Source organism: Mycobacterium sp. 236(2023) (assembly GCF_029623955.1).
In the GTDB taxonomy this organism is placed as follows: Bacteria; Actinomycetota; Actinomycetes; order Mycobacteriales; family Mycobacteriaceae; genus Mycobacterium.
Window position 1 is genome coordinate 96,956 of record NZ_JARSBP010000003.1, and the last position, 21,730, is coordinate 118,685.

At 68.0% G+C, this 21,730-nt stretch carries 20 protein-coding genes and 1 tRNA gene; 15 read left to right on the plus strand and 6 right to left on the minus strand.

The genetic code is table 11. The features are described 5' to 3' along the window. Positions 1-144: 144 nt before the first annotated feature. Genes ssd through P9A17_RS11615 form a run of 8 tightly spaced genes read left to right on the plus strand, consistent with a single transcriptional unit; the run spans position 145 to position 5,912 of the window. Positions 145-1,242 (plus strand): septum site-determining protein Ssd, encoded by a 1,098-nt coding sequence (ssd, locus tag P9A17_RS11580; RefSeq protein WP_278038786.1) that lies wholly within the window; start codon positions 145-147, stop codon positions 1,240-1,242. Beyond that, positions 1,239-2,417 (plus strand): TadA family conjugal transfer-associated ATPase, encoded by a 1,179-nt coding sequence (locus tag P9A17_RS11585; protein ID WP_278038787.1) that lies wholly within the window; start codon positions 1,239-1,241, stop codon positions 2,415-2,417. The genes ssd and P9A17_RS11585 overlap by 4 nt, the downstream gene beginning before the upstream one ends. Then, positions 2,414-3,199, plus strand: a complete 786-nt coding sequence (locus tag P9A17_RS11590) for a type II secretion system F family protein (RefSeq protein WP_278038788.1) — start codon at positions 2,414-2,416, stop codon at positions 3,197-3,199. Before P9A17_RS11585 ends, P9A17_RS11590 begins: the two co-directional genes overlap by 4 nt. Then, positions 3,196-3,768 (plus strand): type II secretion system F family protein, encoded by a 573-nt coding sequence (locus P9A17_RS11595; RefSeq protein ID WP_278038789.1) that lies wholly within the window; start codon positions 3,196-3,198, stop codon positions 3,766-3,768. Before P9A17_RS11590 ends, P9A17_RS11595 begins: the two co-directional genes overlap by 4 nt. A gap of 24 nt (positions 3,769-3,792) precedes the next feature. After that, complete coding sequence (locus P9A17_RS11600; protein ID WP_278038790.1) at positions 3,793-3,993, plus strand: DUF4244 domain-containing protein; 201 nt, start codon at positions 3,793-3,795, stop codon at positions 3,991-3,993. A 14-nt stretch (positions 3,994-4,007) separates the two neighbouring features. Continuing rightward, entirely contained in the window at positions 4,008-4,319 is a 312-nt protein-coding gene (locus P9A17_RS11605) for a TadE family type IV pilus minor pilin (RefSeq protein ID WP_278039819.1), read from the plus strand. Continuing rightward, positions 4,291-4,653 (plus strand): Rv3654c family TadE-like protein, encoded by a 363-nt coding sequence (locus tag P9A17_RS11610; protein ID WP_278038791.1) that lies wholly within the window; start codon positions 4,291-4,293, stop codon positions 4,651-4,653. Before P9A17_RS11605 ends, P9A17_RS11610 begins: the two co-directional genes overlap by 29 nt. 53 nt (positions 4,654-4,706) lie before the next feature. Continuing rightward, complete coding sequence (locus P9A17_RS11615; RefSeq protein WP_278038792.1) at positions 4,707-5,912, plus strand: serine/threonine-protein kinase; 1,206 nt, start codon at positions 4,707-4,709, stop codon at positions 5,910-5,912. 9 nt (positions 5,913-5,921) lie between these two features. Here P9A17_RS11615 and P9A17_RS11620 read toward each other — a convergent pair whose 3' ends face one another. Together P9A17_RS11620 and P9A17_RS11625 are read right to left on the minus strand one after the other, a co-directional pair. Continuing rightward, positions 5,922-6,953 carry a PAS domain-containing protein gene (locus tag P9A17_RS11620; RefSeq protein WP_278038793.1) on the minus strand — a complete coding sequence of 344 codons (1,032 nt, stop codon included), beginning with the start codon at positions 6,951-6,953 and terminating at the stop codon, positions 5,922-5,924. A gap of 13 nt (positions 6,954-6,966) precedes the next feature. Continuing rightward, a complete protein-coding gene (locus tag P9A17_RS11625; RefSeq protein ID WP_278039820.1) occupies positions 6,967-9,303 on the minus strand; it encodes a DEAD/DEAH box helicase in 2,337 nt (778 codons plus the stop codon). A gap of 324 nt (positions 9,304-9,627) precedes the next feature. Between P9A17_RS11625 and P9A17_RS11630 the strand changes: the two genes are divergently transcribed. The 3 genes from P9A17_RS11630 to topA all read left to right on the plus strand — a co-directional run bounded on the left by P9A17_RS11630 (position 9,628) and on the right by topA (position 13,499). Continuing rightward, positions 9,628-9,831 carry a cold-shock protein gene (locus P9A17_RS11630; RefSeq protein ID WP_006243848.1) on the plus strand — a complete coding sequence of 68 codons (204 nt, stop codon included), beginning with the start codon at positions 9,628-9,630 and terminating at the stop codon, positions 9,829-9,831. 129 nt (positions 9,832-9,960) lie between these two features. Next, entirely contained in the window at positions 9,961-10,542 is a 582-nt protein-coding gene (locus P9A17_RS11635) for a hypothetical protein (RefSeq protein ID WP_278038797.1), read from the plus strand. Between the two features lie 143 nt (positions 10,543-10,685). Beyond that, positions 10,686-13,499 carry a type I DNA topoisomerase gene (gene topA, locus P9A17_RS11640; protein ID WP_278038798.1) on the plus strand — a complete coding sequence of 938 codons (2,814 nt, stop codon included), beginning with the start codon at positions 10,686-10,688 and terminating at the stop codon, positions 13,497-13,499. A gap of 8 nt (positions 13,500-13,507) precedes the next feature. Here the strand turns inward: topA and P9A17_RS11645 are convergent, their stop codons facing one another. Further along, on the minus strand, positions 13,508-15,118 hold the full coding sequence (locus P9A17_RS11645; RefSeq protein ID WP_278038799.1) for an adenylate/guanylate cyclase domain-containing protein: 1,611 nt from the start codon (positions 15,116-15,118) through the stop codon (positions 13,508-13,510). Between the two features lie 82 nt (positions 15,119-15,200). On the opposite strand from P9A17_RS11645, the gene P9A17_RS11650 reads away from it, so the two are divergent. The 3 genes from P9A17_RS11650 (at position 15,201) to P9A17_RS11660 (ending at position 17,687) form a co-directional block, all read left to right on the plus strand. Further along, complete coding sequence (locus P9A17_RS11650) at positions 15,201-16,427, plus strand: DNA polymerase III subunit delta' (RefSeq protein ID WP_278038801.1); 1,227 nt, start codon at positions 15,201-15,203, stop codon at positions 16,425-16,427. Between the two features lie 51 nt (positions 16,428-16,478). After that, positions 16,479-16,554 (plus strand) — tRNA-Thr (locus P9A17_RS11655). 299 nt (positions 16,555-16,853) lie between these two features. Further along, positions 16,854-17,687 carry a L,D-transpeptidase gene (locus P9A17_RS11660; RefSeq protein ID WP_278038802.1) on the plus strand — a complete coding sequence of 278 codons (834 nt, stop codon included), beginning with the start codon at positions 16,854-16,856 and terminating at the stop codon, positions 17,685-17,687. A gap of 130 nt (positions 17,688-17,817) precedes the next feature. Here P9A17_RS11660 and P9A17_RS11665 read toward each other — a convergent pair whose 3' ends face one another. Next, complete coding sequence (locus P9A17_RS11665; RefSeq protein WP_278038803.1) at positions 17,818-18,306, minus strand: hypothetical protein; 489 nt, start codon at positions 18,304-18,306, stop codon at positions 17,818-17,820. A gap of 211 nt (positions 18,307-18,517) precedes the next feature. Beyond that, complete coding sequence (locus P9A17_RS11670; RefSeq protein ID WP_278038804.1) at positions 18,518-18,976, minus strand: CAP domain-containing protein; 459 nt, start codon at positions 18,974-18,976, stop codon at positions 18,518-18,520. Between the two features lie 55 nt (positions 18,977-19,031). Between P9A17_RS11670 and pip the strand changes: the two genes are divergently transcribed. Continuing rightward, positions 19,032-19,964: a prolyl aminopeptidase gene (gene pip / locus P9A17_RS11675; RefSeq protein WP_278038805.1), complete on the plus strand. Its 933-nt coding sequence runs from the start codon at positions 19,032-19,034 to the stop codon at positions 19,962-19,964. On the opposite strand, the gene P9A17_RS11680 is transcribed toward pip, so the two are convergent. Further along, the gene (locus P9A17_RS11680) at positions 19,957-21,726 is read right to left on the minus strand and encodes a hypothetical protein (protein WP_278038806.1); all 1,770 of its coding nucleotides are present in this window, start codon (positions 21,724-21,726) and stop codon (positions 19,957-19,959) included. The genes pip and P9A17_RS11680 overlap by 8 nt on opposite strands. Between the last annotated feature and the right edge of the window lie 4 nt (positions 21,727-21,730).

A 21,730-nucleotide genomic window follows, 5' to 3' on the forward strand; every position in this document is an offset into this window, starting at 1 on the left:
ACGCGGATAGTTAATTTGCCGTTAGTTCGTTGCGGAATGGTGTTTTCACAGGCAGCCGCGCAGGTTTTGCACAGATCCGAGTTGATCCACAGATCCTTGCTGTGACCCTTTCGGGCCGTCACGTCCGGCTGCAGGCTGGGCGCTATGAACGCCACGGACGGCATCCTTGCCCTCGTTGACGACCGGGTCCTCGATGCCGACATCGACCGGGTCGCGGCGGCCGCCGGTCTTCGGATCGTGCGCGCCACCGACCCGTCGAGTCGGCGGGTCTGGACCAGCGCCGCGGCGATCGTCGTCGATTCCGCGGCCGCGCGCCGGTGTGCCGCCCGTGGTCTGCCGCGACGTGCCCGCGTCCTCCTGATCTGCGCAGAGACGCCCGGTCCCGATGATTGGGAAGCTGCGGTCGCCGTCGGTGCGCAACAAATCGTGACATTGCCGGCGGGCGACAGCGACCTGATGGCCGAGCTGGCCGATGCCACAGAGGCCGGCTACGAAGGTGCTTCGCGCGGTCCGGTCGTGGCCGTTCTTGCAGGCCGCGGTGGAGGCGGGGCATCGGTCTTCGCGACGGCGCTCGCGCAGACGGCCGCGGAATCGCTTCTGATCGACGGGGATCCGTGGGGTGGCGGTCTCGACCTGGTCCTCGGCAGCGAGACCGAGTCAGGACTGCGGTGGCCCGATCTTTCGCTGGCGGGCGGCCGCGTCAGCTTCCCAGCGCTTCGCGATGCGCTACCGAAGCGGCACGGCGTCACCGTCCTGTCCGGCAGTCGCATGTTGTCTGGCGACAGATCCAGCAACGACATCGACGTCGCGCCGCTGGGCGCCGTGATCGATTCGGGCAGTCGTGGCGGCGTGACCGTCGTGTGCGATGTGGCCCGGCGTCCCACCGCCGCGAGCGAGATCGCGGTCGCCTCGGCGGATCTTGTGGTCTTGGTCACCCCGGCGGATGTGCGTTCATGCGCCGCGGCGGCGGCGACGGCGCAGTGGGTGTCGGCCGGAAATCCGAACACCGGTGTCGTCGTCCGTGGTCCTGCGCCGGGCGGGCTGCGGCCCGTCGACGTCGCGCGGATCGTCGGCCTCCCGGTGCTGGCCGCGATGCGCCCTCAGCCGGGAATCGATTCGCTGTTGGAGCGTGGCGGTTTGCGGATCCGGCCGCGGTCGCCCCTGGCCCGCGCCGCCCGAAAGGTCCTCGCGGTGCTTAGCCAGAATCCCCACCTGCTCGCCGCCGCGGAGACCGCGGCATGAGTGCACCGCTGATCGAACGGGTCCGCGAACGACTCGCAGCGCAGGCGGCGCCGCTGCGGCCGAGTGTCGTTGCTGCCGCCATCAGGGCCGAGTCCGGCGGTGTCCTCGGCGACGCCGAGGTGCTGACCAGCATGCGCGAGCTGCACACCGAGCTTCTCGGCGCCGGCGTTCTGGAGTCGTTGCTGTCCGCACCGGGGACCACTGACGTCCTGGTGACGGCCCCCGACTCGGTCTGGGTCGACGACGGCCGCGGTTTGCGACGAACCTCGGTGCGGTTCGCTGACGAGGCCGCGGTGCGACGGCTTGCGCAGCGGTTGGCCCTCAGTGCCGGGCGCCGCCTCGATGAGGCGCAGCCGTGGGTCGACGGCCATCTCACCGGCCTGCACACCGACCAGCCGGGAGCTCCGCTGAGCGTGCGGCTGCACGCGGTTCTTCCTCCGATCGCGGCGGCCGGCACGTGTCTGTCGCTCCGCGTGCTGCGGCCGGCGAACCAGAATCTCGACGCGTTGATCGCCGCGGGCGCCATCGACGACGACGCGGCCGCGCTGCTGCGGGACGTGCTCGCGGCACGGCTGGCCTTCGTGGTGTCCGGCGGAACGGGTGCCGGCAAGACCACGCTGTTGGCCGCTCTCCTGGCCGCGGTGCCGGCGGCGGAGCGCATCGTATGCGTCGAGGATGCCGCCGAACTGGCCCCCGACCACCCACACCTGGTCCGGCTCGTCGCACGCAACGCCAACGTGGAAGGGGCCGGAGCGGTGACGGTCCGCGACCTCGTCAAACAGGCGCTGCGGATGCGGCCCGACCGGATCGTCATCGGCGAGGTGCGCGGCGCCGAAGTCGTCGATCTGCTGACAGCGCTGAACACCGGACATGACGGTGGCGCCGGCACCGTGCACGCGAACAGTCCCGCTGAGGTGCCGGCCCGGTTCGAAGCCTTGGCCGCACTCGGCGGTCTCGACCGGGCGGCATTGCACAGTCAGTTGGCCGCGGCGGTCCAGGTCGTGCTGCATGTGACCCGGGATCGTTCCGGGCGACGCCGGCTCAGCGAGGTCGGCGTGCTGCACCGCTGCGACGACGGTCGGGTGGACGTCGTGACGTGCTGGCACTGCGACAGCGGATTCGGTGCAGGCGCCGACGCGCTGAACGAACTCGTCCGTGCCAGGAACATCTCGTGACTACCGCGGCGCTGGCGTTGGCGTTGGCCGTGCTGATCGCACCCACTGACCCGCGGCGGCGCGCGCGGGCGCTGCTGACGGACAAGCCGATGCGGGTGCCTGTTCCGCTGCCCGCGGTCGCGATCGCGGTCTGCGTGACGACGGCGGTCCTGTCCACGCCGACCGCGGCAGCAGCACTCGCTCTGCTGCTTGCGACGCTGCTCCTGCGGCGTCGCCTCACGCAGCGGCGGCGCCGCCGCACCGAAGAGGGGACCTCCCTGCAGGAAGTGCTCGACGTTCTGGTCGGCGAGCTTCGGGTCGGGGCGCACCCCGTCGCCGCCATCGGCATCGCCGCGCAGGAAACCGGCGGGCGGGTCGCACGATCTCTGGAAACCGTCGGGGCCCGGGCACTGCTGGGCGCCGACGTCGCCGTCGGTCTGCGCTCCGAAGGCCGGAGTTCGCCGTCGCCAGGCCACTGGGACCGGCTGGCGGTGTGCTGGCACCTCGCGCAGAAGCACGGCCTGGCCGTCGCCACTCTGATGCATGCAGCGCAGCGCGACATCGCCGAACGTGAGCGGTTTCGCGGACGGGTCGACGCCGGCATGGCCGGTGCCCGCGCCACGGCGGCGATTCTGGCCGGTCTGCCGCTGCTGGGGGTACTGCTCGGCCACGCTATCGGCGCGCAGCCGCTGCGCTTCCTGCTGTCCGGCGGGGCAGGCGGGTGGTTGCTGGTCGTCGGTACGGCGCTCGTGTGCTGCGGCCTGCTGTGGTCGGACCGGATCACGTCGAAGGTGCTCGCATGAGCTGGGCGGCAGTCCTTCTCGCCACAGCGCTGCTTGCGCTGCCACCGGCGTCGACCACGAGGATGCGGCGTGGTCACGATGCCGTCAACGAGCAGCAGACCTGTGATGAGGGCAGTGACCACCTGGCGGTGGCCGCGAGCTTGGACGTCCTTGGCGCGTGCCTGCGCTCCGGGATGGCGGTGTCGACGGCGGCGGCCGCCGTCGCCGAGTCGGCTCCAGACGATCTCGCCGCCCTCCTCGGCCGAGCCGCCGATCTTCTTGCCCTGGGCGCGGCGCCGGAGCACGCGTGGGCGAATCCGGCGGGCCCGCTGGATGCTCACGTGCAAGCGTTTCTCCGGATGGCGCGGCGATCGGCGGCATCGGGTACCGCACTCGCGCACGGGGTTGAGGAACTCGCCGTGCAACTGCGCGCAGACGCCGCCGACATGGCAAGCGCCAGGGCTGAGCGGGCATCGGTGTTGATGGCCGGTCCGCTCGGCCTCTGTTACCTCCCGGCGTTTCTGTGCCTCGGCATCGTGCCGGTCGTGGCCGGGCTGGCCGGTGAAGTCCTGCAGTCGGGAGTGCTGTGATGAAATGCAAAGGAGAAAACTGTTATGAGACAACGCCTTCAGGTTCTGCGTGCACGGCTGATCGTCCTCGCAGTCGACGACGATGGCATGTCCACGGTGGAATATGCCATCGGGACCATCGCCGCGGCGGCATTCGGGGCCATTCTCTACACCGTCGTGACAGGCGACTCGATCGTCACCGCGCTGACCAACATCATCAACCGGGCGCTGAGCACCAACGTCTAGGTGGAGACGCGGGAATCGCCACTGCCGAAGCAGCTTTCGGCATCGCGGCCTTGGTCGCGGTGCTCGCTGTCTGCGTCGCCGGTCTCACCGCGGTGTCGATGCAGGTGCGGTGTATCGACGCCTCTCGTGAGGCCGCGCGGCTGGCTGCGCGAGGCGACAGCACTTCGGCCACACGGGCGGCTCAGGGCATCGCCCCGTCGTCAGCGGTGGTGGACGTGCGCCGCGACGGTGGGTTCGTCGTCGCCCGGGTCACCGCGAAATCGGTTCTGCTGCCGATGCTGTCGATCAGCGCGCAGAGTGTCTCCGCTGTCGAGTCGGCTGGCTGACGAAGACGGCTCGGCGAGTCTGATCGCTGCCGTCATGTGTGCGGCACTGCTGACCGTGACCGTCGGCGGGGCGCACATCGGCGCCGCCGTGATCGCTCGGCACAAGGCCCAGGCCGCCGCCGACCTCGCCGCACTCGCCGGCGCGGCGTCGGTACCCGCGGGGACGGAGCAGGCATGCGCGCGGGCTTCGGCGCTGGCGTTCACGATGGGCACGGCTGCGGTGGCTTGCGCGGTGGACGGCCTCGACCTCGTTGTCACGATCGAGGCGCCGGTGGCTGTGCGTCTGGTCGGGACAGGTGCGGCCCGTGCGATCGCGCGGGCCGGGCCGGTCTAGAGTTCTCCTCGCGTGGGGGTTTACGCCCACGCAAGGAGGGCTAAGCAGGCAGGATGACGGGCCAGGAGATGCTGGTCGGCCGCTATGAACTTCGCGGTCTGCTCGGCTGCGGCGGAATGGCAGAGGTCCGCGACGGCTGGGATGCACGCTTGGACCGCCCCGTGGCCGTCAAACTCCTGCACCCCAGCTTCAACGCAGACCCTGACGCCCGCCGTCGCTTCGAAGACGAAGCGCGGTCGGCGGCGCCGCTGTCCCACCCGAACATCGTCGCGATCCACGATTTCGGCGATCAGGACGGCACACCGTTCATCGTGATGGAGCGTCTGCCCGGCCACACTCTTGCCGATGTCATCGCCCAGGGTCCGATGCCGCCGCCGCAGGTTCGTTCCATGCTCGACGACGTGCTCGCAGCCCTGACGGTCGCGCACACAGCGGGCGTGCTGCATCGCGACATCAAACCCGCGAACGTTCTCCTCACCTCCGACGGACGCTCGATGAAGGTTGCCGACTTCGGTATCGCCAAGAGTGGGGGAGCAGCACTGACGATGACGGGGCAGGTCATCGGGACCATGTGCTACATGAGCCCGGAGCGGGTCACCGGTGCGCCCGCATCGGTATCGGACGACCTTTATGCGGTCGGCTTGATGGGGTACGAGGCGGTTCTCGGACATCGCGCGTTCCCTCAGGACAATCCCGTCGCGCTCGCACGCGCCATCGTCGACGCACCCCCGCCGCCGCTGAGCACCCTGGCCGACGTCGACCCCGTGACAGCCGCGGTGATCGACCGGGCGATCAGCAGAGACCCCCGCGCCCGCTTCGGCAGTGCGGCGCAGATGCGGGCCGCGCTCGCCGGCGATGTGGCGGCGTTGACCGCCGGTGCACCGAGGCCGGCGACGAAAGTACTGTCCCAACCGCTGCCCGATCCCGCGACTCGTCTTGTGCCTCCGCCGCGACGGCCGATGACGCGCACACGCCGGTATCTGCTTGCCGCGGCGGTCCTTTGCGGGCTCGTCGTCGCGGCGCTCGCCCTGGCGTTGGATTCGTCGACGCCGAGCACACCGCCGCAGACCGTCAACACGAGCACGACCGTGCCGCCGCCGCCCACCAGCACCACGACGCCGCCGCCGACGACCCCCACCTCGGTTGTCCCGGTCACCCAGCCCGCCCCGCAGATCCCGCAACAGAAGCCGGACAAGAAGAACACACCCGGCCAGGGCAACGGAAACGGCCGCGGGAACGGCAACGGCAAGAAGCCCTGAGGTGCGCAGCTAAGCCCTGGCGTTGCCGTCGATACCCGCCGCGGCGAGCTCCTCCTGCGTCGGCATCCGCATCGACGCCAGACCGGCGGAGACGCCGCGGCCGAGCTCCACGCGGTTGACGGTGATGTGCACGGGTGTCCAGCCACCCTCGTGGCCGACCATGCGAAGCACCCCGCTGGCCCTGCCGTTGTCGAACGCGGCGGCCATCTCCTTCATCGTCTGCCGGTCCTGCGGGTGAACCGCGTGCTCGCGAACCATGCCCGCGCGCCAGTCGAAGAACGGCACCGGGTCGTCGAGCCACTTCAGCAGCGTCCAATTCCTCGGGTCGACGAGCGCGCGATGCACGCCCGGCTGCGCCAGCCCGTCCAAGATGCGCTGCGCCAGCACGTCGTGCTGAATTCCCGGGCCCTCGCGAACGCTGCGCCAGTTCATCGCCCGGCAGATCAACCGTTCGCTGCCGTCCTCCTGGACCTCGGGCACCGAGCGCGCCACGAAGCCCACGGTGATCGGTTCCCCGCGGTAATCGGTGACATCCCAGGTGTCGCAAATGGTGAGTCCCACTTCGGGATTGATCACCATGCTGATCACCTCGGCCTCGTTGGCCTTCAACGCCCGCCGCGGCAGGTCGTCGGCGAACGCGCGGCCATGCGTCATCTGCTTGGCAGGGTTCCACCCGCCGACCTGAAGCGATTCGGTCGTGTCGGTCGCGGTACCCGCGGTGAGATCCCACAGCAGCGACCCCACCAGCGGCCGTTCCGGCGGTGCCGCATCAGGTGCGCCCAGCCAGAGTTGAACGCCGTGGATGCGGCCGTCCGACATCTGGACGACCTCGGTCCGGATCACCCGGTCGTTCTTCGGGGTGATGCTGCTCAACCCGCTGGCCCCGCGCACCGTCTCGGCGATCGCCGTCTGGATGGCCATCAGGTGCGGGTTGCGGCGCAAGAACGTGCCAATCGGAACCAGGTTCTTGGTATGGGCTCCGTGTGCGACGACGACGGGTTCGGTGCCGAGTGTTTCCACGAGCGTCCAGTCGTGGGTCATGGGCAGATCTTACCTACCCCGACTGCTCGTCCAGCAAGGCTGTGACCAGGCGCAACACCCGAACGGCTCCTGCCTTGTCGAGCGGGTCGTTGCCGTTGCCGCATTTCGGGGACTGCACGCACGAAGGGCAACCCGCCGGGCACTCGCACGCCTCGATGGCCGACGCCGTCGCCTCCCACCACCGCTTCATCGTGCGGTAACCACGGGCGGCAAACCCGGCGCCCCCGGGATAGCCGTCGTAGACGAAAATCGTCGGAAGGCCGTCCACCGGACCGACGGCGGTGGACACCCCTCCGATGTCGCCGCGGTCGCAGCTGGCCATCAGCGGCAGCAGACCGATGGCAGCGTGCTCGGCCGCGTGTAACGATCCCGGTACTCGCAGCGGTCCTATCCCATTGTCCTGCAGCGCTTCCGGGGTGATGGTGCACATCGCCGCCATCGTGTCCAGCGTCCGCGTCGGCATCTCCAACTCAACGAAGTCGATCACCTCGCCGTCGAGGGCCCTGCGGAGGTATCCGGTGACGGTGTTGCTGACCGAGACGGGGACCAGTCCGACGGTGACGGCACCATGCTCGACGCGCTCACCCGGTCCGGTGACGGCGATGTCTGTGACTTCGCGGGCGAACGTCGTGTAACCGGGATCCTCGGCGTGGACGAAGGCCACGCCGTCCTCGAAATCGAGCGAGTCGACGACATAACTCTCACCCTGATGCAAATAAACGGCGCCGGGGTGGATGGAGGCAGGCGCCTGCCCGGCGCCCGTACTGCCGAGCATCCGGCCGGTGCCCGCCTCCAGGATCGCGATCTGCCCTCCGGAGGAGCCGCGGATGTCGACGGCGGGGTGCGGGTCGAGGCCCGGAACCGGGAAGTATCCGCTCGGGCGTCTGCGCAACAGGCCGTCGTCGACGAGGGTGGCGGCGACCGTCTCCGCGTCCCACGTCCGAACCTCGACGTCGGTGAGTGGCAATTCCGTTGCGGCGCAAAGCAGCTGAGGGCCGAGCACGTATGGGTTGCTCGGGTCGATGACGACGCGTTCGATCGGCTTGTCGAGCAGCGCCGCGGGATGATGCACCAGGTAGGTGTCCAGCGGATCGTCGCGTGCGATCAGCACGATGAGCGCCCCCTGACCGCGTCGGCCCGCACGCCCGGCTTGCTGCCAGAACGACGCAACTGTCCCCGGGAACCCGGCCAGCACAACGGCATCCAGCCCCGCGATGTCGACCCCGAGCTCGAGCGCGTTCGTGGTGGCCATGCCACGCAGCTCTCCATCGGTGAGCGCGCGTTCGAGATCCCGGCGGTCTTCGGCGAGATACCCGGCTCGATAGGACGCGACGAGCGGTTCCAATTCCGGTGCGGTGTCGGCCAACCGGGCCTTCGCGCCCAAGGCCGTCAACTCCGCGCCCCGGCGCGAGCGCACGAACGTCAACGTGCGCGCGCCCTCGGTCACCAGATCGGCCATCACCCGCGCCGCTTCGGCGCCGGCCGACCGCCGCACCGGTGCCCCGTTCTCGCCCAACAGATCAGGAAGCAGAGCCGGTTCCCACAGCGCCACCGTCCGGGCGCCCTGGGGCGAGCCGTCGTCGGTCACCTCGGCCACGGTCTGTCCGATCAGCTCCGACGCCGTCACCGCCGGCTGGGCCGTGGTCGCGCTGGCGAAGATGACCGTCGGGCCCGAGAAGCCGGTATCGGCTGGCGCATATCTTTGGCACAGCCTCAGCAGTCGGCGCAGCACCATCGCGACGTTCGAGCCGAAAATGCCTCGGTAGTAATGACATTCGTCGACGACGACATAGCGCAGGTTGCGCAGGAAGACCGCCCAACGGGCGTGGTTGCGCAACAGTGACAGGTGGATCATGTCCGGGTTGGAGAAGATCCACCGCGATCGCTCCCGCGCAAAGCGCCGCACCTCGGACGGACTGTCCCCGTCGTAGGCGGCCGGCGCGACATCCTGGAGCTGCGGGATGGCGGCGGTGAGCGCTGCCGCCGCCCGCAACTGGTCGTGACCGAGTGCTTTCGTGGGTGACAGATAGAGCGCCCGGGACCGCGGATCGTCTTTCAAGCTCGTCAATATGGGCAGTTGATACGCCAGCGACTTGCCCGACGCGGTACCCGTGCTGAGCACCACGTGGCGCCCGTTGTGAGCGAGTTCGGCCGCCGCGAGCTGATGCGACCACAGCGACTCGACACCACGATCATGGAACGCCCGCACCACATCTGGGTCCGCCCAGTGCGGCCACGTCTGAGATCGGGCACGCCTGGGCGCCAGATCTGCGACATGGCGCAGCGGATGCTCGTCTGCGGCGGTGCCTTCGACCGCGCACGCGAGCAGTTCGCGACCGAAATCCGGCACCGGATCAGTCACATCCGACCCTCCCGGTTGGAGGCTGAAGCCGCCCAAAACCCGGCCCAGCACAAGGTGTACGTGAATTCTTCACTACGCGATCCCGGCGAGACTGTCGCAGCAGCCATGAACGTGGTTGACTAATCGCGGTCGCAGCTTCTGTGTTCGTGTATCAGCACTCGCAGGAACGACGTTGCGGTCGCGGTTCCTGCGAGGGTTGTAGGTCGGGTCGAGTTCCGGGCACTCCACGAAGGTATGGCGGTCGGAACGGGCCCGGCTTGCCGAAACACGGCGGGCCGCACCCGGTGAATATAGAGAAGGAAAGTACGAAAGATGCCACAGGGAACTGTGAAGTGGTTCAACGCGGAGAAGGGCTTCGGCTTCATCGCCCCCGAGGACGGCTCCGCTGACGTTTTTGTCCACTACACGGAGATCCAGGGGTCCGGCTTCCGCACCCTGGAAGAGAATCAGAAGGTCGAGTTCGAGGTCGGCCAGAGCCCCAAGGGCCCGCAGGCCACCGGCGTCCGCGCCGTCTGAGCAAGAGCAACCAAAGACCTCACGCCCCCGCGCCGTCCACCGGATGACGCGGGGGTTTCTCTTGTGAGGGAAAAGGACCTGCGGCCGGGTAACGCGTCTGCAGAGTCCCCCTGGCTTAGTGTCGTCGGTGTGAGTCAGCTGTCCTTCTTTTCGGCGGAGTCGGTGCCCCCGGCGATCGCCGATCTGACGGGTCTACTGGCCGCGCCGGGACAGGTGGTGGTCACCGGTGGCGCCGCCCGATTGTCCGTCGTGGTGGATCAGCTGTGGCGCGCCGAGGCGCTCGCCGAGATGATCGCCGACGCCGGCCTGGACCCCGAGATCGCTCGCACCGACGAGAACAACCCGCTCGTGCGCACCGCAGCCGACGTCCGCCTCGCCGGAATTGCCGCTGAATGGACCCGAGGAGCGGTCAAGACCGTCCCGGCGCAGTGGTTGCCCGGGGCCCGCGAGTTACGGGCCTGGACGCTTGCGTCAGGCACCCCGGAGGCCGATCGCTACTTGCTCGGGCTGGATCCGCACGCTCCCGACACGCATTCCGCGCTGGCATCGGCAATGATGAGGGTGGGCATCGCGCCGACTCTCATCGGTACCCGAGGGTCGCGTCCGGCGCTGCGGATCAGTGGACGACGACGTCTATCGCGCCTGGTAGAGAACGTGGGGGAACCTCCTGCGGCTGCTGAGGCGTTGTCGCATTGGCCGCGGATCCAGTAGGTCTGCGGCAGTCCGATCGGGGAGGGACGGTTTGCGTAGGCAAGCCCGGAGTGCGAAATTGTGAGTTGCCAGAGCGGGACGCATGAGTAAATGCCTCCGTAGGCAGCAGAAGAATGGTGGAGCTGGATCGGTGAATAAGTCACGTGGCTGACGAGGACCGCGGCGGCGGTAGGAACGGGTCTTCAACGCGGCGACTGGTCATTGTCGAGTCGCCCACTAAGGCACGCAAAATCGCAGGTTATCTGGGGTCCAACTACATCGTTGAGTCCTCCCGCGGACACATCCGTGACCTGCCGCGCGCGGCCGCCGATGTGCCTGCCAAATACAAGTCGGAACCGTGGGCGCGTCTCGGCGTCAACGTCGACGCCGACTTCGAACCGCTCTACATCATCAGCCCGGACAAAAAGAACACTGTTGCCGAGCTGAAAGACCTGCTCAAAGGCGTCGACGAGCTCTATCTCGCGACGGACGGTGACCGCGAGGGCGAGGCCATCGCGTGGCATCTGCTGGAGACCCTGAAGCCGCGTATCCCCGTCAAGCGGATGGTGTTCCACGAGATCACCGAGCCCGCGATCCGCGCCGCCGCCGAGGACCCCCGCGACCTGGACAACGACCTGGTCGACGCCCAGGAGACGCGCCGCATTCTGGACCGCCTCTACGGCTACGAGGTCAGTCCCGTGCTGTGGAAGAAGGTCGCGCCGAAGCTGTCGGCAGGCCGCGTGCAGTCCGTCGCGACGCGCATCATCGTGCAGCGGGAACGCGAGCGCATGGCGTTCCGCAGCGCCGGGTACTGGGACGTCACCGCCGAGCTCGATGCCAGCGTGTCCGATGCCCAGGCGAGCCCGCCGACCTTCGTCGCCAAGCTGAACAGCGTCGACGGCCGCCGCGTCGCCACGGGCCGCGATTTCGACTCCCTGGGTGCGGTCAAGAAGCCCGACGAGGTCCTCGTCCTCAACGAGGCTGCGGCCACCGGCCTGGCTGCCGGGCTGCGCGGTGCGCAGCTCGCGGTCTCGTCGGTCGAGCAGAAGCCGTACACCCGCCGCCCGTATGCGCCGTTCATGACCTCCACGCTGCAGCAGGAGGCGGGCCGCAAGCTGCGGATGTCGTCGGAGCGCACGATGAGCATCGCGCAGCGGCTGTACGAGAACGGCTACATCACCTACATGCGTACCGACTCGACGACGTTGTCGCAGTCAGCGATCGATGCCGCCCGCAACCAGGCCCGCCAGCTGTACGGCGAGGAGTACGTCAACCCGACGCCGCGCCAGTACACCCGCAAGGTGAAGAACGCGCAGGAGGCTCACGAGGCCATCCGCCCCGCCGGTGACGTCTTCCAGACGCCCGGCCAGCTGCACAGCCAGCTCGACACCGACGAGTTCCGGCTCTACGAGCTGATCTGGCAGCGCACCGTCGCGTCCCAGATGGCCGATGCGCGGGGGACGACACTGTCGCTGCGGATTTCGGGGCAAGCCTCCGGTGGCGAGCAGGTCGTCTTCAACGCCAGCGGCCGCACCATCACGTTCGCGGGCTTCCTGAAGGCCTATGTCGAGAGCCTCGATGAGCAGGCAGGTGGCGAGGCGGACGACGCCGAGAGCCGGCTGCCGAACCTGACCCAGGGTCAGCGCGTGGACGCCAAGGATCTGACGGCTGACGGCCACACCACGTCGCCGCCCGCGCGCTATACCGAGGCGTCGCTGATCAAGGCGCTCGAAGACCTCGGCATCGGCCGGCCCTCGACCTACAGCTCGATCATCAAGACGATCCAGGACCGCGGATACGTCCACAAGAAGGGCAGTGCGCTGGTCCCGTCGTGGGTAGCGTTCGCCGTAATCGGCTTGCTGGAGCAGCATTTCGGCCGCCTGGTCGACTACGACTTCACTGCCGCGATGGAAGACGAGCTCGACGAGATCGCCTCCGGGAACGAGCGAAGGACCAACTGGCTCAACAACTTCTACTTCGGCGGTGAGCACGGCGTCGACGGTTCCATCGCCCGCGCCGGTGGCCTGAAGAAGCTCGTCGGCGGCAACCTCGAAGAGATCGACGCACGAGAAGTCAACTCCATCAAGCTCTTTGATGACGAGGAAGGCCGTGCGATCAACGTCCGCGTCGGCCGCAACGGGCCGTACCTCGAGCGGATGATCGCCGATCCCGAGAGTGAGACGGGCTTCAAGCCGCAGCGCGCCAACCTCAAAGACGAGCTGACCCCGGATGAGCTGACCCTCGAACTCGCCGAAAAGCTTTTCGCCACACCGCAAGAGGGCCGCTCCTTGGGTGTGGACCCGGAGACCGGGCACGAGATCCTGGCCAAGGACGGCCGGTATGGGCCGTATGTCACCGAGGTGCTGCCCGCACCGCCGGAAGATCCCGAGGACGGGACGACGGCCAAGAAGAAGAAGACTCCGACGGGGCCGAAACCGCGCACCGGTTCGCTGCTGCGCACGATGGACCTCGAGACGGTGACGCTCGAAGATGCGCTGCGTCTGCTGTCGCTGCCGCGTGTCGTGGGCGTCGACCCGAGTAACAACGAGGAGATCACCGCGCAGAACGGTCGTTACGGCCCATATCTCAAGCGCGGCACCGACTCTCGGTCACTGGCCACCGAGGAGCAGATGTTCGACATCACGCTCGACGAGGCGCTCAAGATCTATGCCGAGCCGAAACGTCGTGGACGGCAGGGCGCGGCGACGCCGCCGCTGCGCGAACTCGGCGTCGACCCGGTGTCGGAGAAGCCGATGGTGATCAAGGACGGCCGGTTCGGCCCCTACGTCACCGACGGCGAGACCAACGCCAGCCTGCGCAAGGGTGACGACGTGCTGTCGATCACCGATGCGCGGGCCTCCGAGCTGCTGGCCGACCGCCGGGCCCGCGGCCCGGTGAAGAAGAAGGCCGCGGCGAAGAAGACGGTCAAGAAGGCTGCGAAGAAGGCCCCCGCGAAGAAGGCCGCCAAGAAGGCTTAAGGCCGAGTTCAGCGGATTCTGCTGGACGCGTCGTCTGCCACCTGACCGTCGACGCTGCCCGGGGTGAACAGATTGATCGGGCGGGCCAGCTGAGTCGGCGCGGTCCGTCCGCGCAACTCGACGATCTCGCCGACATCCCAGCACAGCGCCTCGGCATCGAGTGCGTCGGCGACCGCGAGCGACGACGCGAGCACGTGGCCGGGTTCGAGCTTGGCGAGCTCGGTGAGCCGTGCTGCCTCGTTGACCGGGTCGCCGATGACGGTGTACTCGAAGCGGGCCTGCGCGCCGATGTGGCCGGCGATGGCCCGGCCCGCGGACACCCCGATACCGAAGTCGGTCTCGCCGAGCACCCGGATGAGCTCGTCGTGCAGCTCACGGGACGCTGCCAGCGCCGCGCCGGACGCGTCGGGATGCTCGATCGGGGCACCGAAGATGGCCAGCGCCGCGTCGCCCTGGAATTTGTTGACGAAGCCGCCGTGCCGGTTGACGGTGTCGACGACGACCCGGAAGAACTCGTTGAGCAGGTTGACGACCTCGGACGCGGGAATGGTCGCGGCCAGATGGGTCGAGCCGACGAGGTCGACGAACAGCACCGCGACGTCGCGTTCCTGGCCACCGAGCTCGGTGCCGCGCTCCAGGGCACGGCGGGCGACGTCCTCGCCGACGTAGCGGCCGAAGAGGTCGCGCAGACGTTGTCGTTCGGCCAGGTCGCGGACCATGTCGTTGAACCCGGCCTGCAGCAGCCCGAGCTCGCTGGCGTCGTAGATCTGCATGTGGGCGTTGTAGTTGCCGCGCTGCACCTCGCCCAGCGCCCAGCGCAGCTGCCGCAGCGGGTCGGCGATCGACATGGCCACCAGGACGGTGCTCGACAGCCCGATCACGAGCGCGACGATGGACAACAGCAGGATCGTCGTGATCAGCCGGTCTGCGGGCGCTGTGAGGATTTCGAACTTGCTCGCGACCAGCGCGAGCACGATCGCCAGTACGGGCACACCCGTGGACAGCACCCACGTCAACACCTGGCGCAGGATGACGCCGGGTGCGCGGAAGTTCTCGGGAACGCCGCCGCGCAGCGCCGCCACCGCCACTGGGCGCAGGACGCGCTCGGACTGCAGATAGCCGATGATCGCCGTCGCGGTGGCGCCCAGGCCCGTCGCGACCGCCACCACGGGTGCGGATTTCGACGCCACCGGCCAGCTGGCGACGATGAACACGATCGAGCCGAGCAGCCAGTTCGTCGCGCTGATCAGGGACCGGTAGAACGGCATCTTCAGCGCCCGCATGCGGGCGACCTCGGTGTCGGCGGGGTCGCGGTCACCGAGCAGCATGTCGCGGCGCTGCCAGCGCATCACCGGGATCAGCATCCGCAGCGTCAGGTACGACGCCACGGTGAACGAGACGAACAGGTAGCCCAGGAAGATCGCCAGGTTGAAGGCGGGCAGGTCCTGCAGCTGGATGCGGTCCTCCGGGGGCAGACCGAACCGCAGGAAACCGAGGACCAGCAGGGCACCGATGATGTCGGCCTGGAGCATGCCCAGGGTGAACACCGGCCAGGGCGTGCGCGCGACCCAGCGGACGAATGCACTGATCCGTCCGATCTCGGTCGCTTCGCCGGGCATTGGTTAACCGTATCGGGCCGCGCTGACGCAGAAGGGGCGTCTGGGACGGACGTGTCGGTTCGCAGCACTACTGTTATCGGCGATGGCCGGTGTTTTCTCTCGTCTGGTGGGGCAGGACGCTGTCGAAGCGGAGCTCATCGCCGCAGCACGCGCGGCACGCGGTGATTCCGCTCACAACGGTGCCGGTGAGGGGGCTGGCGCACAGACCGGCACGATGACGCATGCGTGGCTGATCACCGGTCCGCCGGGTTCGGGACGTTCGGTGGCGGCGCTGTGCTTCGCGGCCGCCCTGCAGTGCACGTCCGACGGGCCGCCCGGCTGCGGCGAGTGCCGGGCCTGCTCGACGACGATGGCGGGCACCCATGCCGACGTGCGCCGGATCATCCCGGAGGGATTGTCGATCGGTGTCGACGCGATGCGCACGATCGTGCAGGTCGCGTCCCGCCGGCCAGGTACGGGCCGTTGGCAGATCGTCGTCGTCGAGGACGCGGACCGGCTTACCGAGGGCGCGGCCAACGCGCTGCTGAAAGTCGTCGAGGAGCCGCCGCCGTCCACGGTGTTCCTGTTGTGTGCGCCTTCGGTGGATCCGGAAGACATCGCGATCACGCTGCGGTCGCGCTGTCGCCATGTCGCGCTGGTCACGCCGCCGGTGGACGCCATCGCGCGGGTGCTGATCGATGCCGACGGGCTTCCGGAGAAAGACGCTGCGTGGGCCGCGTCGGTCAGCGGGGGTCATGTCGGTCGGGCCCGCAGGCTGGCTACCGATGAGCAGGCCAGGCAACGCAGACAGCGTGCGCTGAGCCTCGCCCGTGATGCCGCGACGCCGTCGCGGGCCTATGCCGCCGCCGAGGAACTGGTGGCGACGGCCGATGCCGAGGCCAAAGCGCTGACCGAGGACCGCAACGAAACCGAGGCCGAGGAACTGCGCACCGCGCTGGGCGCCGGCGGTACGGGCAAGGGCACCGCGGGCACGATGCGGGGTGCCGCCGGCGCGATCAAAGACCTGGAGAAACGTCAGAAATCGCGGCAGACGAGGGCGTCCCGCGATGCGTTGGACCGTGCGCTGATCGACTTGGCGACGTATTTCCGCGACGCGCTGTTGGTGTCCTCGGGGGCCACCGCTGTGTCGCCCAATCATCCCGACATGGCCGACAAGGTCGCCGCGATGGCGGCGCACGCGTCACCGGAGAAGCTGTTGCGCTGTATCGAGGCGGTTCTGGAATGCCGGGAGGCGCTGGCGGTCAACGTCAAGCCGAAGTTCGCGGTGGACGCGATGGTCGGCACCGTGGGGCAGGCTCTGCGCAGCTGAGTTGGGTCGTAGGCGAACCCTGCCGTAGACTCATGCCGCTGTTCGCAGCGCGCCGCCCTAGCTCAGTCGGTAGAGCATCTCACTCGTAATGAGAAGGTCAGGGGTTCGATTCCCCTGGGCGGCTCCACAGATCCTTTCCCTGGCCTGGGCCGCCCGCACGAGCGTGCGCTCAGGGCGGGAGATCAGCCGTTTTTGCGCCCTCTGCGCACGTTCGCGGGCCATTCGTCGCGGTTCTCCGCAAGCGTTCAACAGCTGTTGGCCGAAACACGGTTTCTCGCTTCGAGATTCACGATGACATTAGCGGATGCGCGTCGCCGAAGCGTGATGAATCCTTGATCGAAACGAAGGTTTGCTCGCTACTTTTGCCCATTATCGTGGGACTCCAACCGTCAATATCTGAGGGTTCTGCGAGCGATACGGAGTGCCATGCGCGTGGCTGTGCGAAGTGCTGCCTTTGCTGTGGGCATCGTGGCTGCGTGCGTGGTCGTAAGACCCGTCGAGATCAGCGAAGTGGCCAGTTGGACACCGCAACTCGACGTCGAATCGGTGCTGCCCGCCGCGGGTTCGGTTGTCGGTGTGGCCCACCCGGTGGTCATCACGTTCGATCGCTTCGTGGCCGATCGGCGCGCCGCTGAACGGTCTGTGCGCATCACCTCCGAGCCGCCCATGACGGGCAAGTTCGAGTGGGTCGAAGGCAATGTCGCGCAATGGGTTCCGGATGAGTTCTGGCCTGCACACAGCACGGTGATGCTCACGGTGGGCAACATGCCCACCAGAAGGATCGACATCGGCCCGGCCGTCGTCGGCGTCGCCAACCTCTCGGACCACACGTTCACCGTGACGATCGACGGTAAGCCCCCGTCCGAGCTACCCGCGCCGCACCACAGGCCGTTCTTCGGTCAGAACGGGGTCTTCCCGGCCTCGATGGGTCGGCCGGAATACCCCACCCCCGTGGGTATTTACTCCGTTCTCGCCAAAGAACGTGACGTGGTCATGGATTCGAGCAGTGTGGGGATCCCCAAGGACGCTCCGGACGGCTACCTGCTGGACGTGGAGTACGCCGTCCGGTTCACCCAGCGAGGACTCTTCGTGCACTCGGCTCCGTGGGCCGTCAATCAGATGGGCTATGAGAACGGCAGCCATGGCTGCATCGGACTCAGCACCGAAGACGCGGAGTGGTACTTCAACACGGTTAACGTGGGCGACCCGATCATCGTGCGCGAGAACAGCGTCGAGGTACCCCAGGCGCGGCCCCAGTAGCGTTCCGTCTCAGCCGCATCGTTGCGATCGCCTCGCAGCGGTGCGGCTGATTTGCGTTGTGCCACAAGTTATTTACCTGACAAATACCAATGGCCCGCCCCCTCAGAGGGGGCGGGCCATCGGAGTCAACTCACCTTGTAGGGCCGGGGGCGATCGGCTGACCGGCCACGGGTGCTCCGCTCGGCGCGGGACCTGTCATGTCGCCCTTGCCTGCGAGACCGCCCATGGTGGTAACCGGGAGACCGCCGGCTCCAGCCGCGGGGATGATCGGCGCAAGCGGTGCCGGCGCCAGCGGCGGGACGATCGGCGGAACGACCGGCGGCGGGGCCAGCGGCGGGACGATCGGCGGGACTACCGGTGGCGGGGCCAGCGGCGGCACGATCGGCGGCGGAGCCAGGGGCGGCGGGATGGGCCCGGGCAGAGCCATTGGGATGCCGCCGGCCATCCCGGTGATCGGCGCACACGGCGCCGCCGCTGCCGCCGCCGGAACCTCGCCGGCCGAGCTCTCGTAGCAGGCACCGCCGGCTTGCGCAACGCCGGGGCTCAATGTCAGGGCGACACTGCATAACCCCGCGCCGACGGCGGCCACTCTGATGCTGAGTCGATCAAAGACCGCCATCAACCACCAACTCCTTCAATCACAGTCACACTTTTCGCTCCGCGTAGGAGGCCGTCCACAGAACGACATCGTCAATTTATCGACCGGAAGGGCATGACGGAATACACGTTTCCGAACAGATACCTTCGGTGTAATTCGGTATCTGTCTGTGTCGAAATCGGCTGATAATGAGACGATTTCGAGATAGAAACCCTCGCGTTTCGCTATCTGTCTACGTCGCGAAGTCGCCGACGGCGGTCATCATGGTGCCGTTCGATGCGGTGGCGAAGCCGGCTGCGCCGTATCCGCAGTTCAGGATGATGTCCCGGTGGCCAGGGCTGCCCATCCAGAAGGCAAGTGCCGCGTCCGCGGTCGCAGAGGATCCTGTCGCCCAGAAGACGATCTCTCCGGTGGAGGCGCCCCCGCCGTAGCCCGCGGCGGTCATTCGTGCGGCCGGTGACGAGCCGTCCGAACCCGTGTGGCTGAGGTTGTTGTTCGTCAGCATGTCGTTGGCGTGCCGCTGCGCAGCCGCGGCCAGGCGCGGATCCTGACGGATCGCCCCGCAGGGACGGAGCTGGTTGACGCCGGCATACAACCCCGTGGCTACATCGGCCTGCGCCGTGACTTCGGCGGTCAGGCCGAGGGTCGTGGCGACGACAGTGCTGATCGCGAAGACTTTAAGGATCTTCATCCTCGAGACATCGCGGGCCCGGCCGGTTTCGTTACGAAACCGAGATAATCAAGCCATGAATGATTCCGGGCTACTCGATGTCGGCAACGGCAACCGGATCTTCTGGGAGACGCGCGGTAACCCTGAGGGACGCCCCGTGCTGGTCGTGCACGGCGGGCCGGGCAGTGGACGATCGCGGACCGCGCACACAACGTTCGAACAGGGCATGTTCGACCAGGACGCCTTCCGCGTCGTCTCGTTCGACCAGCGCGGATGCGGCTACAGCGTGCCCAGCGCGGCGGACCCGACGACCGACATGACGCACAACACCACCGCACATCTGCTCGCCGACATGGAACGACTGCGCGAGCACCTCGGGGTAGACACGTGGCTGCTGTTCGGCGGCTCCTGGGCGTCCACGCTGATCCTGCTTTACGCGCAACGCCACCCGGAGAACGTCAGCGGCATCGCGCTGGTCGGCGTCACGATGACGACGGCCGACGAGATCGATTGGCTGTACCGCGGATTACGTCGGTTGCTGCCCGCCGCGTGGGAGCAGTTCCGTGCCGGTGCGCCCGACGGGGACGACGTCGTCGAGGCCTACCGGCTCTTGATGGAAGACCCTGATTCGGGGGTGCGCGAGAAGGCGGCCACCGACTGGTGTGCGTGGGAGGACGCGGTGATCGGGCACGAAGCGTTGGGCAGCCCAGGGCAATACAGCGCCAAGACCGGCGCGGCCCGGTACGAGTTCGTCCGCATCTGCACCCATTACTTCGCGCACTGCGCCTGGCTCGACGACGGGCAGATCCTGCGCGACGCGCATCGGCTTCAGGGCATTCCCGGTGTGCTGATCCACGGCCGCCTCGACCTGGGGAGTCCACTGTCGACCGCCTGGGATCTTGCGAAGGCGTGGCCGGACGCGACGCTGAACGTCATCGACGACTCCGGGCACACGGGCAGCCCGGCGATGCGGCGCGCAATCGCCGGCGCGGTCGATCGGTTCATCTAGTGGGCGCTACGAATCCGACCGGTCCCGACGCGATGCAGACCGACAACGCCGCCGTCGTGGCCTCGACGGTGATCGCGTCACCCGCGCCGGGCAGTCGCACGTAGACCCGGTTGAGGCCGGGGTGAACGGGCACCTTGACGGCCTCGCCCTCACTCAGGGACAGCGTCATCGAACCGTCGCTGTTGCCGAGGTAGTTGATCTCGACTGTCCAGTCGGCGGGCAGCAGCGGTCCGTCGAGCGGCATGCGTACCGGAAAGTCCGGCTGCACGAGGTATCCGCACTGATCGTCGGGGCCCTGCCTGATGCTGCGGACCCACGTCACATTGGCATCCACCAGATTGCCCCTGACGTCGAGCATGCGGAGATCCGTTGTCGACGAGGAGAACTCGGGTCTATCAGAGAGCAGCGCGAACATGTGTGAGGCCAGGTTCTCCGGCCACGCGACACGCTGCAGCACCAGCGGGTCCACCTCTTGGTCGAGCATCGGGGCATCGGAGGTGGCGTGCGCCTGCGCGAGGCCCGTGCGCGCATTCTGCAGGTACGGTTGCGCCGGGTTGTCGCGCCAACTGGTCAGGAAGGTCGCCGTCGAGTACAGGCTGCTGGCCACGAAAGCGGCTGCCACGCAAAGTGTTAGGGCACTCCGGCGAACGGAGGAATCCAGCCATGCCGATCGCTCCCGATTGGGCGCGCACAGCCCCACCGCCGCGAGCAGCGCCAGCACGACGACAAGGTCGGGCAGATACCGCAGTGTCTGCGCCAGCTCCAGCGCGGTGAACCGTGACGAGCGCATCAGATAGATCGGCACCTGGCACGCCACCGCATACCCGAGCGCCGCCAACCACACCGGACCGAGCCGACGCTTGCGCATCACCGTCACCGCGACCACCGCGGCCAGCGCCACCCAACCGAGGATCATGACCGTCATCGGCGGCACCGCCCACGGCGAGGCAGGTGCCCACCGTTGCCAATCCCACGGGCCGCCAACAAGACCGGGCACGATGCCGTGGGTGAAAGAGCGTCGCAACAGCTCCCAGGTCATCGCCGGATCGAAACTCCAGCGCTGCTGGTCGACAACGAGCAGATACACGCCGGTCCACGCCGCGATCAGCGCCAGCGACACCACCCAGAGCCGCAGACCTCGACCCCACACGTCGCGCACCGAGAAGCTGCCCGTCGCGTGGCCGTACAGCGCGACGACGGTGAATGCGACGAACGGGATGATCGCGGATTTCTCGAAGAACAGCAGCCCGCCGAAGAACACCACGGCGCCGGTGAGCGCGTAACGCTGGTTTCCGGTGCGGATCAACAGGATCGCGTCGGCGCACACCCATGCCATCGCCGCCAGCATCGGCAGCGAGTTCAGACCCGCCGCCCACCATGCGAAACCCGGCACCGCCAGCGGGGTGAACAGGGCAAAGGTCAACGGCAGCAACAACACCGGCCGCCAGCCCAGGATGACGTAGAGGGCGCGCAGCAGCGCCAGCGACGCGACCAGCGCGAGGACCACCAAGCTCAGAGCGGGCCCCACCCAGTTCAGCGGCGCGATCCGCGTGATGGCCCCTGCCACCAGGAACGCTCCGGGCATCACGTGCCCGTCGTGGTCATCGAACAGATACCCCGGCGACAACAGGCCCTGCGTGCCCGCCCGCCCGACCAGAATCAGGTCGTCCCAATAGAAGTAGCCGCCGAACGCCAACGCCGCCCGGATGACCAGGTGCACCGCGATCAGCACCACGGCGGCGCGGGCGACGGCAGATCTCATGGAA

Coding starts and splice junctions, on each gene's coding strand:
- P9A17_RS11665 (WP_278038803.1), bottom strand. CDS start 18,306: ATGGCGGTCTTTGATCGACTCAGCATCAGAGTGGCCGCCGTCGGCGCG.
- P9A17_RS11650 (WP_278038801.1), top strand. CDS start 15,201: ATGGCCGGTGTTTTCTCTCGTCTGGTGGGGCAGGACGCTGTCGAAGCG.
- P9A17_RS11680 (WP_278038806.1), bottom strand. CDS start 21,726: ATGAGATCTGCCGTCGCCCGCGCCGCCGTGGTGCTGATCGCGGTGCAC.
- P9A17_RS11630 (WP_006243848.1), top strand. CDS start 9,628: ATGCCACAGGGAACTGTGAAGTGGTTCAACGCGGAGAAGGGCTTCGGC.
- ssd (WP_278038786.1), top strand. CDS start 145: ATGAACGCCACGGACGGCATCCTTGCCCTCGTTGACGACCGGGTCCTC.
- P9A17_RS11585 (WP_278038787.1), top strand. CDS start 1,239: ATGAGTGCACCGCTGATCGAACGGGTCCGCGAACGACTCGCAGCGCAG.
- P9A17_RS11595 (WP_278038789.1), top strand. CDS start 3,196: ATGAGCTGGGCGGCAGTCCTTCTCGCCACAGCGCTGCTTGCGCTGCCA.
- P9A17_RS11670 (WP_278038804.1), bottom strand. CDS start 18,976: ATGAAGATCCTTAAAGTCTTCGCGATCAGCACTGTCGTCGCCACGACC.
- P9A17_RS11620 (WP_278038793.1), bottom strand. CDS start 6,953: ATGACCCACGACTGGACGCTCGTGGAAACACTCGGCACCGAACCCGTC.
- P9A17_RS11645 (WP_278038799.1), bottom strand. CDS start 15,118: ATGCCCGGCGAAGCGACCGAGATCGGACGGATCAGTGCATTCGTCCGC.
- P9A17_RS11615 (WP_278038792.1), top strand. CDS start 4,707: ATGACGGGCCAGGAGATGCTGGTCGGCCGCTATGAACTTCGCGGTCTG.
- P9A17_RS11600 (WP_278038790.1), top strand. CDS start 3,793: ATGAGACAACGCCTTCAGGTTCTGCGTGCACGGCTGATCGTCCTCGCA.
- P9A17_RS11660 (WP_278038802.1), top strand. CDS start 16,854: ATGCGCGTGGCTGTGCGAAGTGCTGCCTTTGCTGTGGGCATCGTGGCT.
- pip (WP_278038805.1), top strand. CDS start 19,032: ATGAATGATTCCGGGCTACTCGATGTCGGCAACGGCAACCGGATCTTC.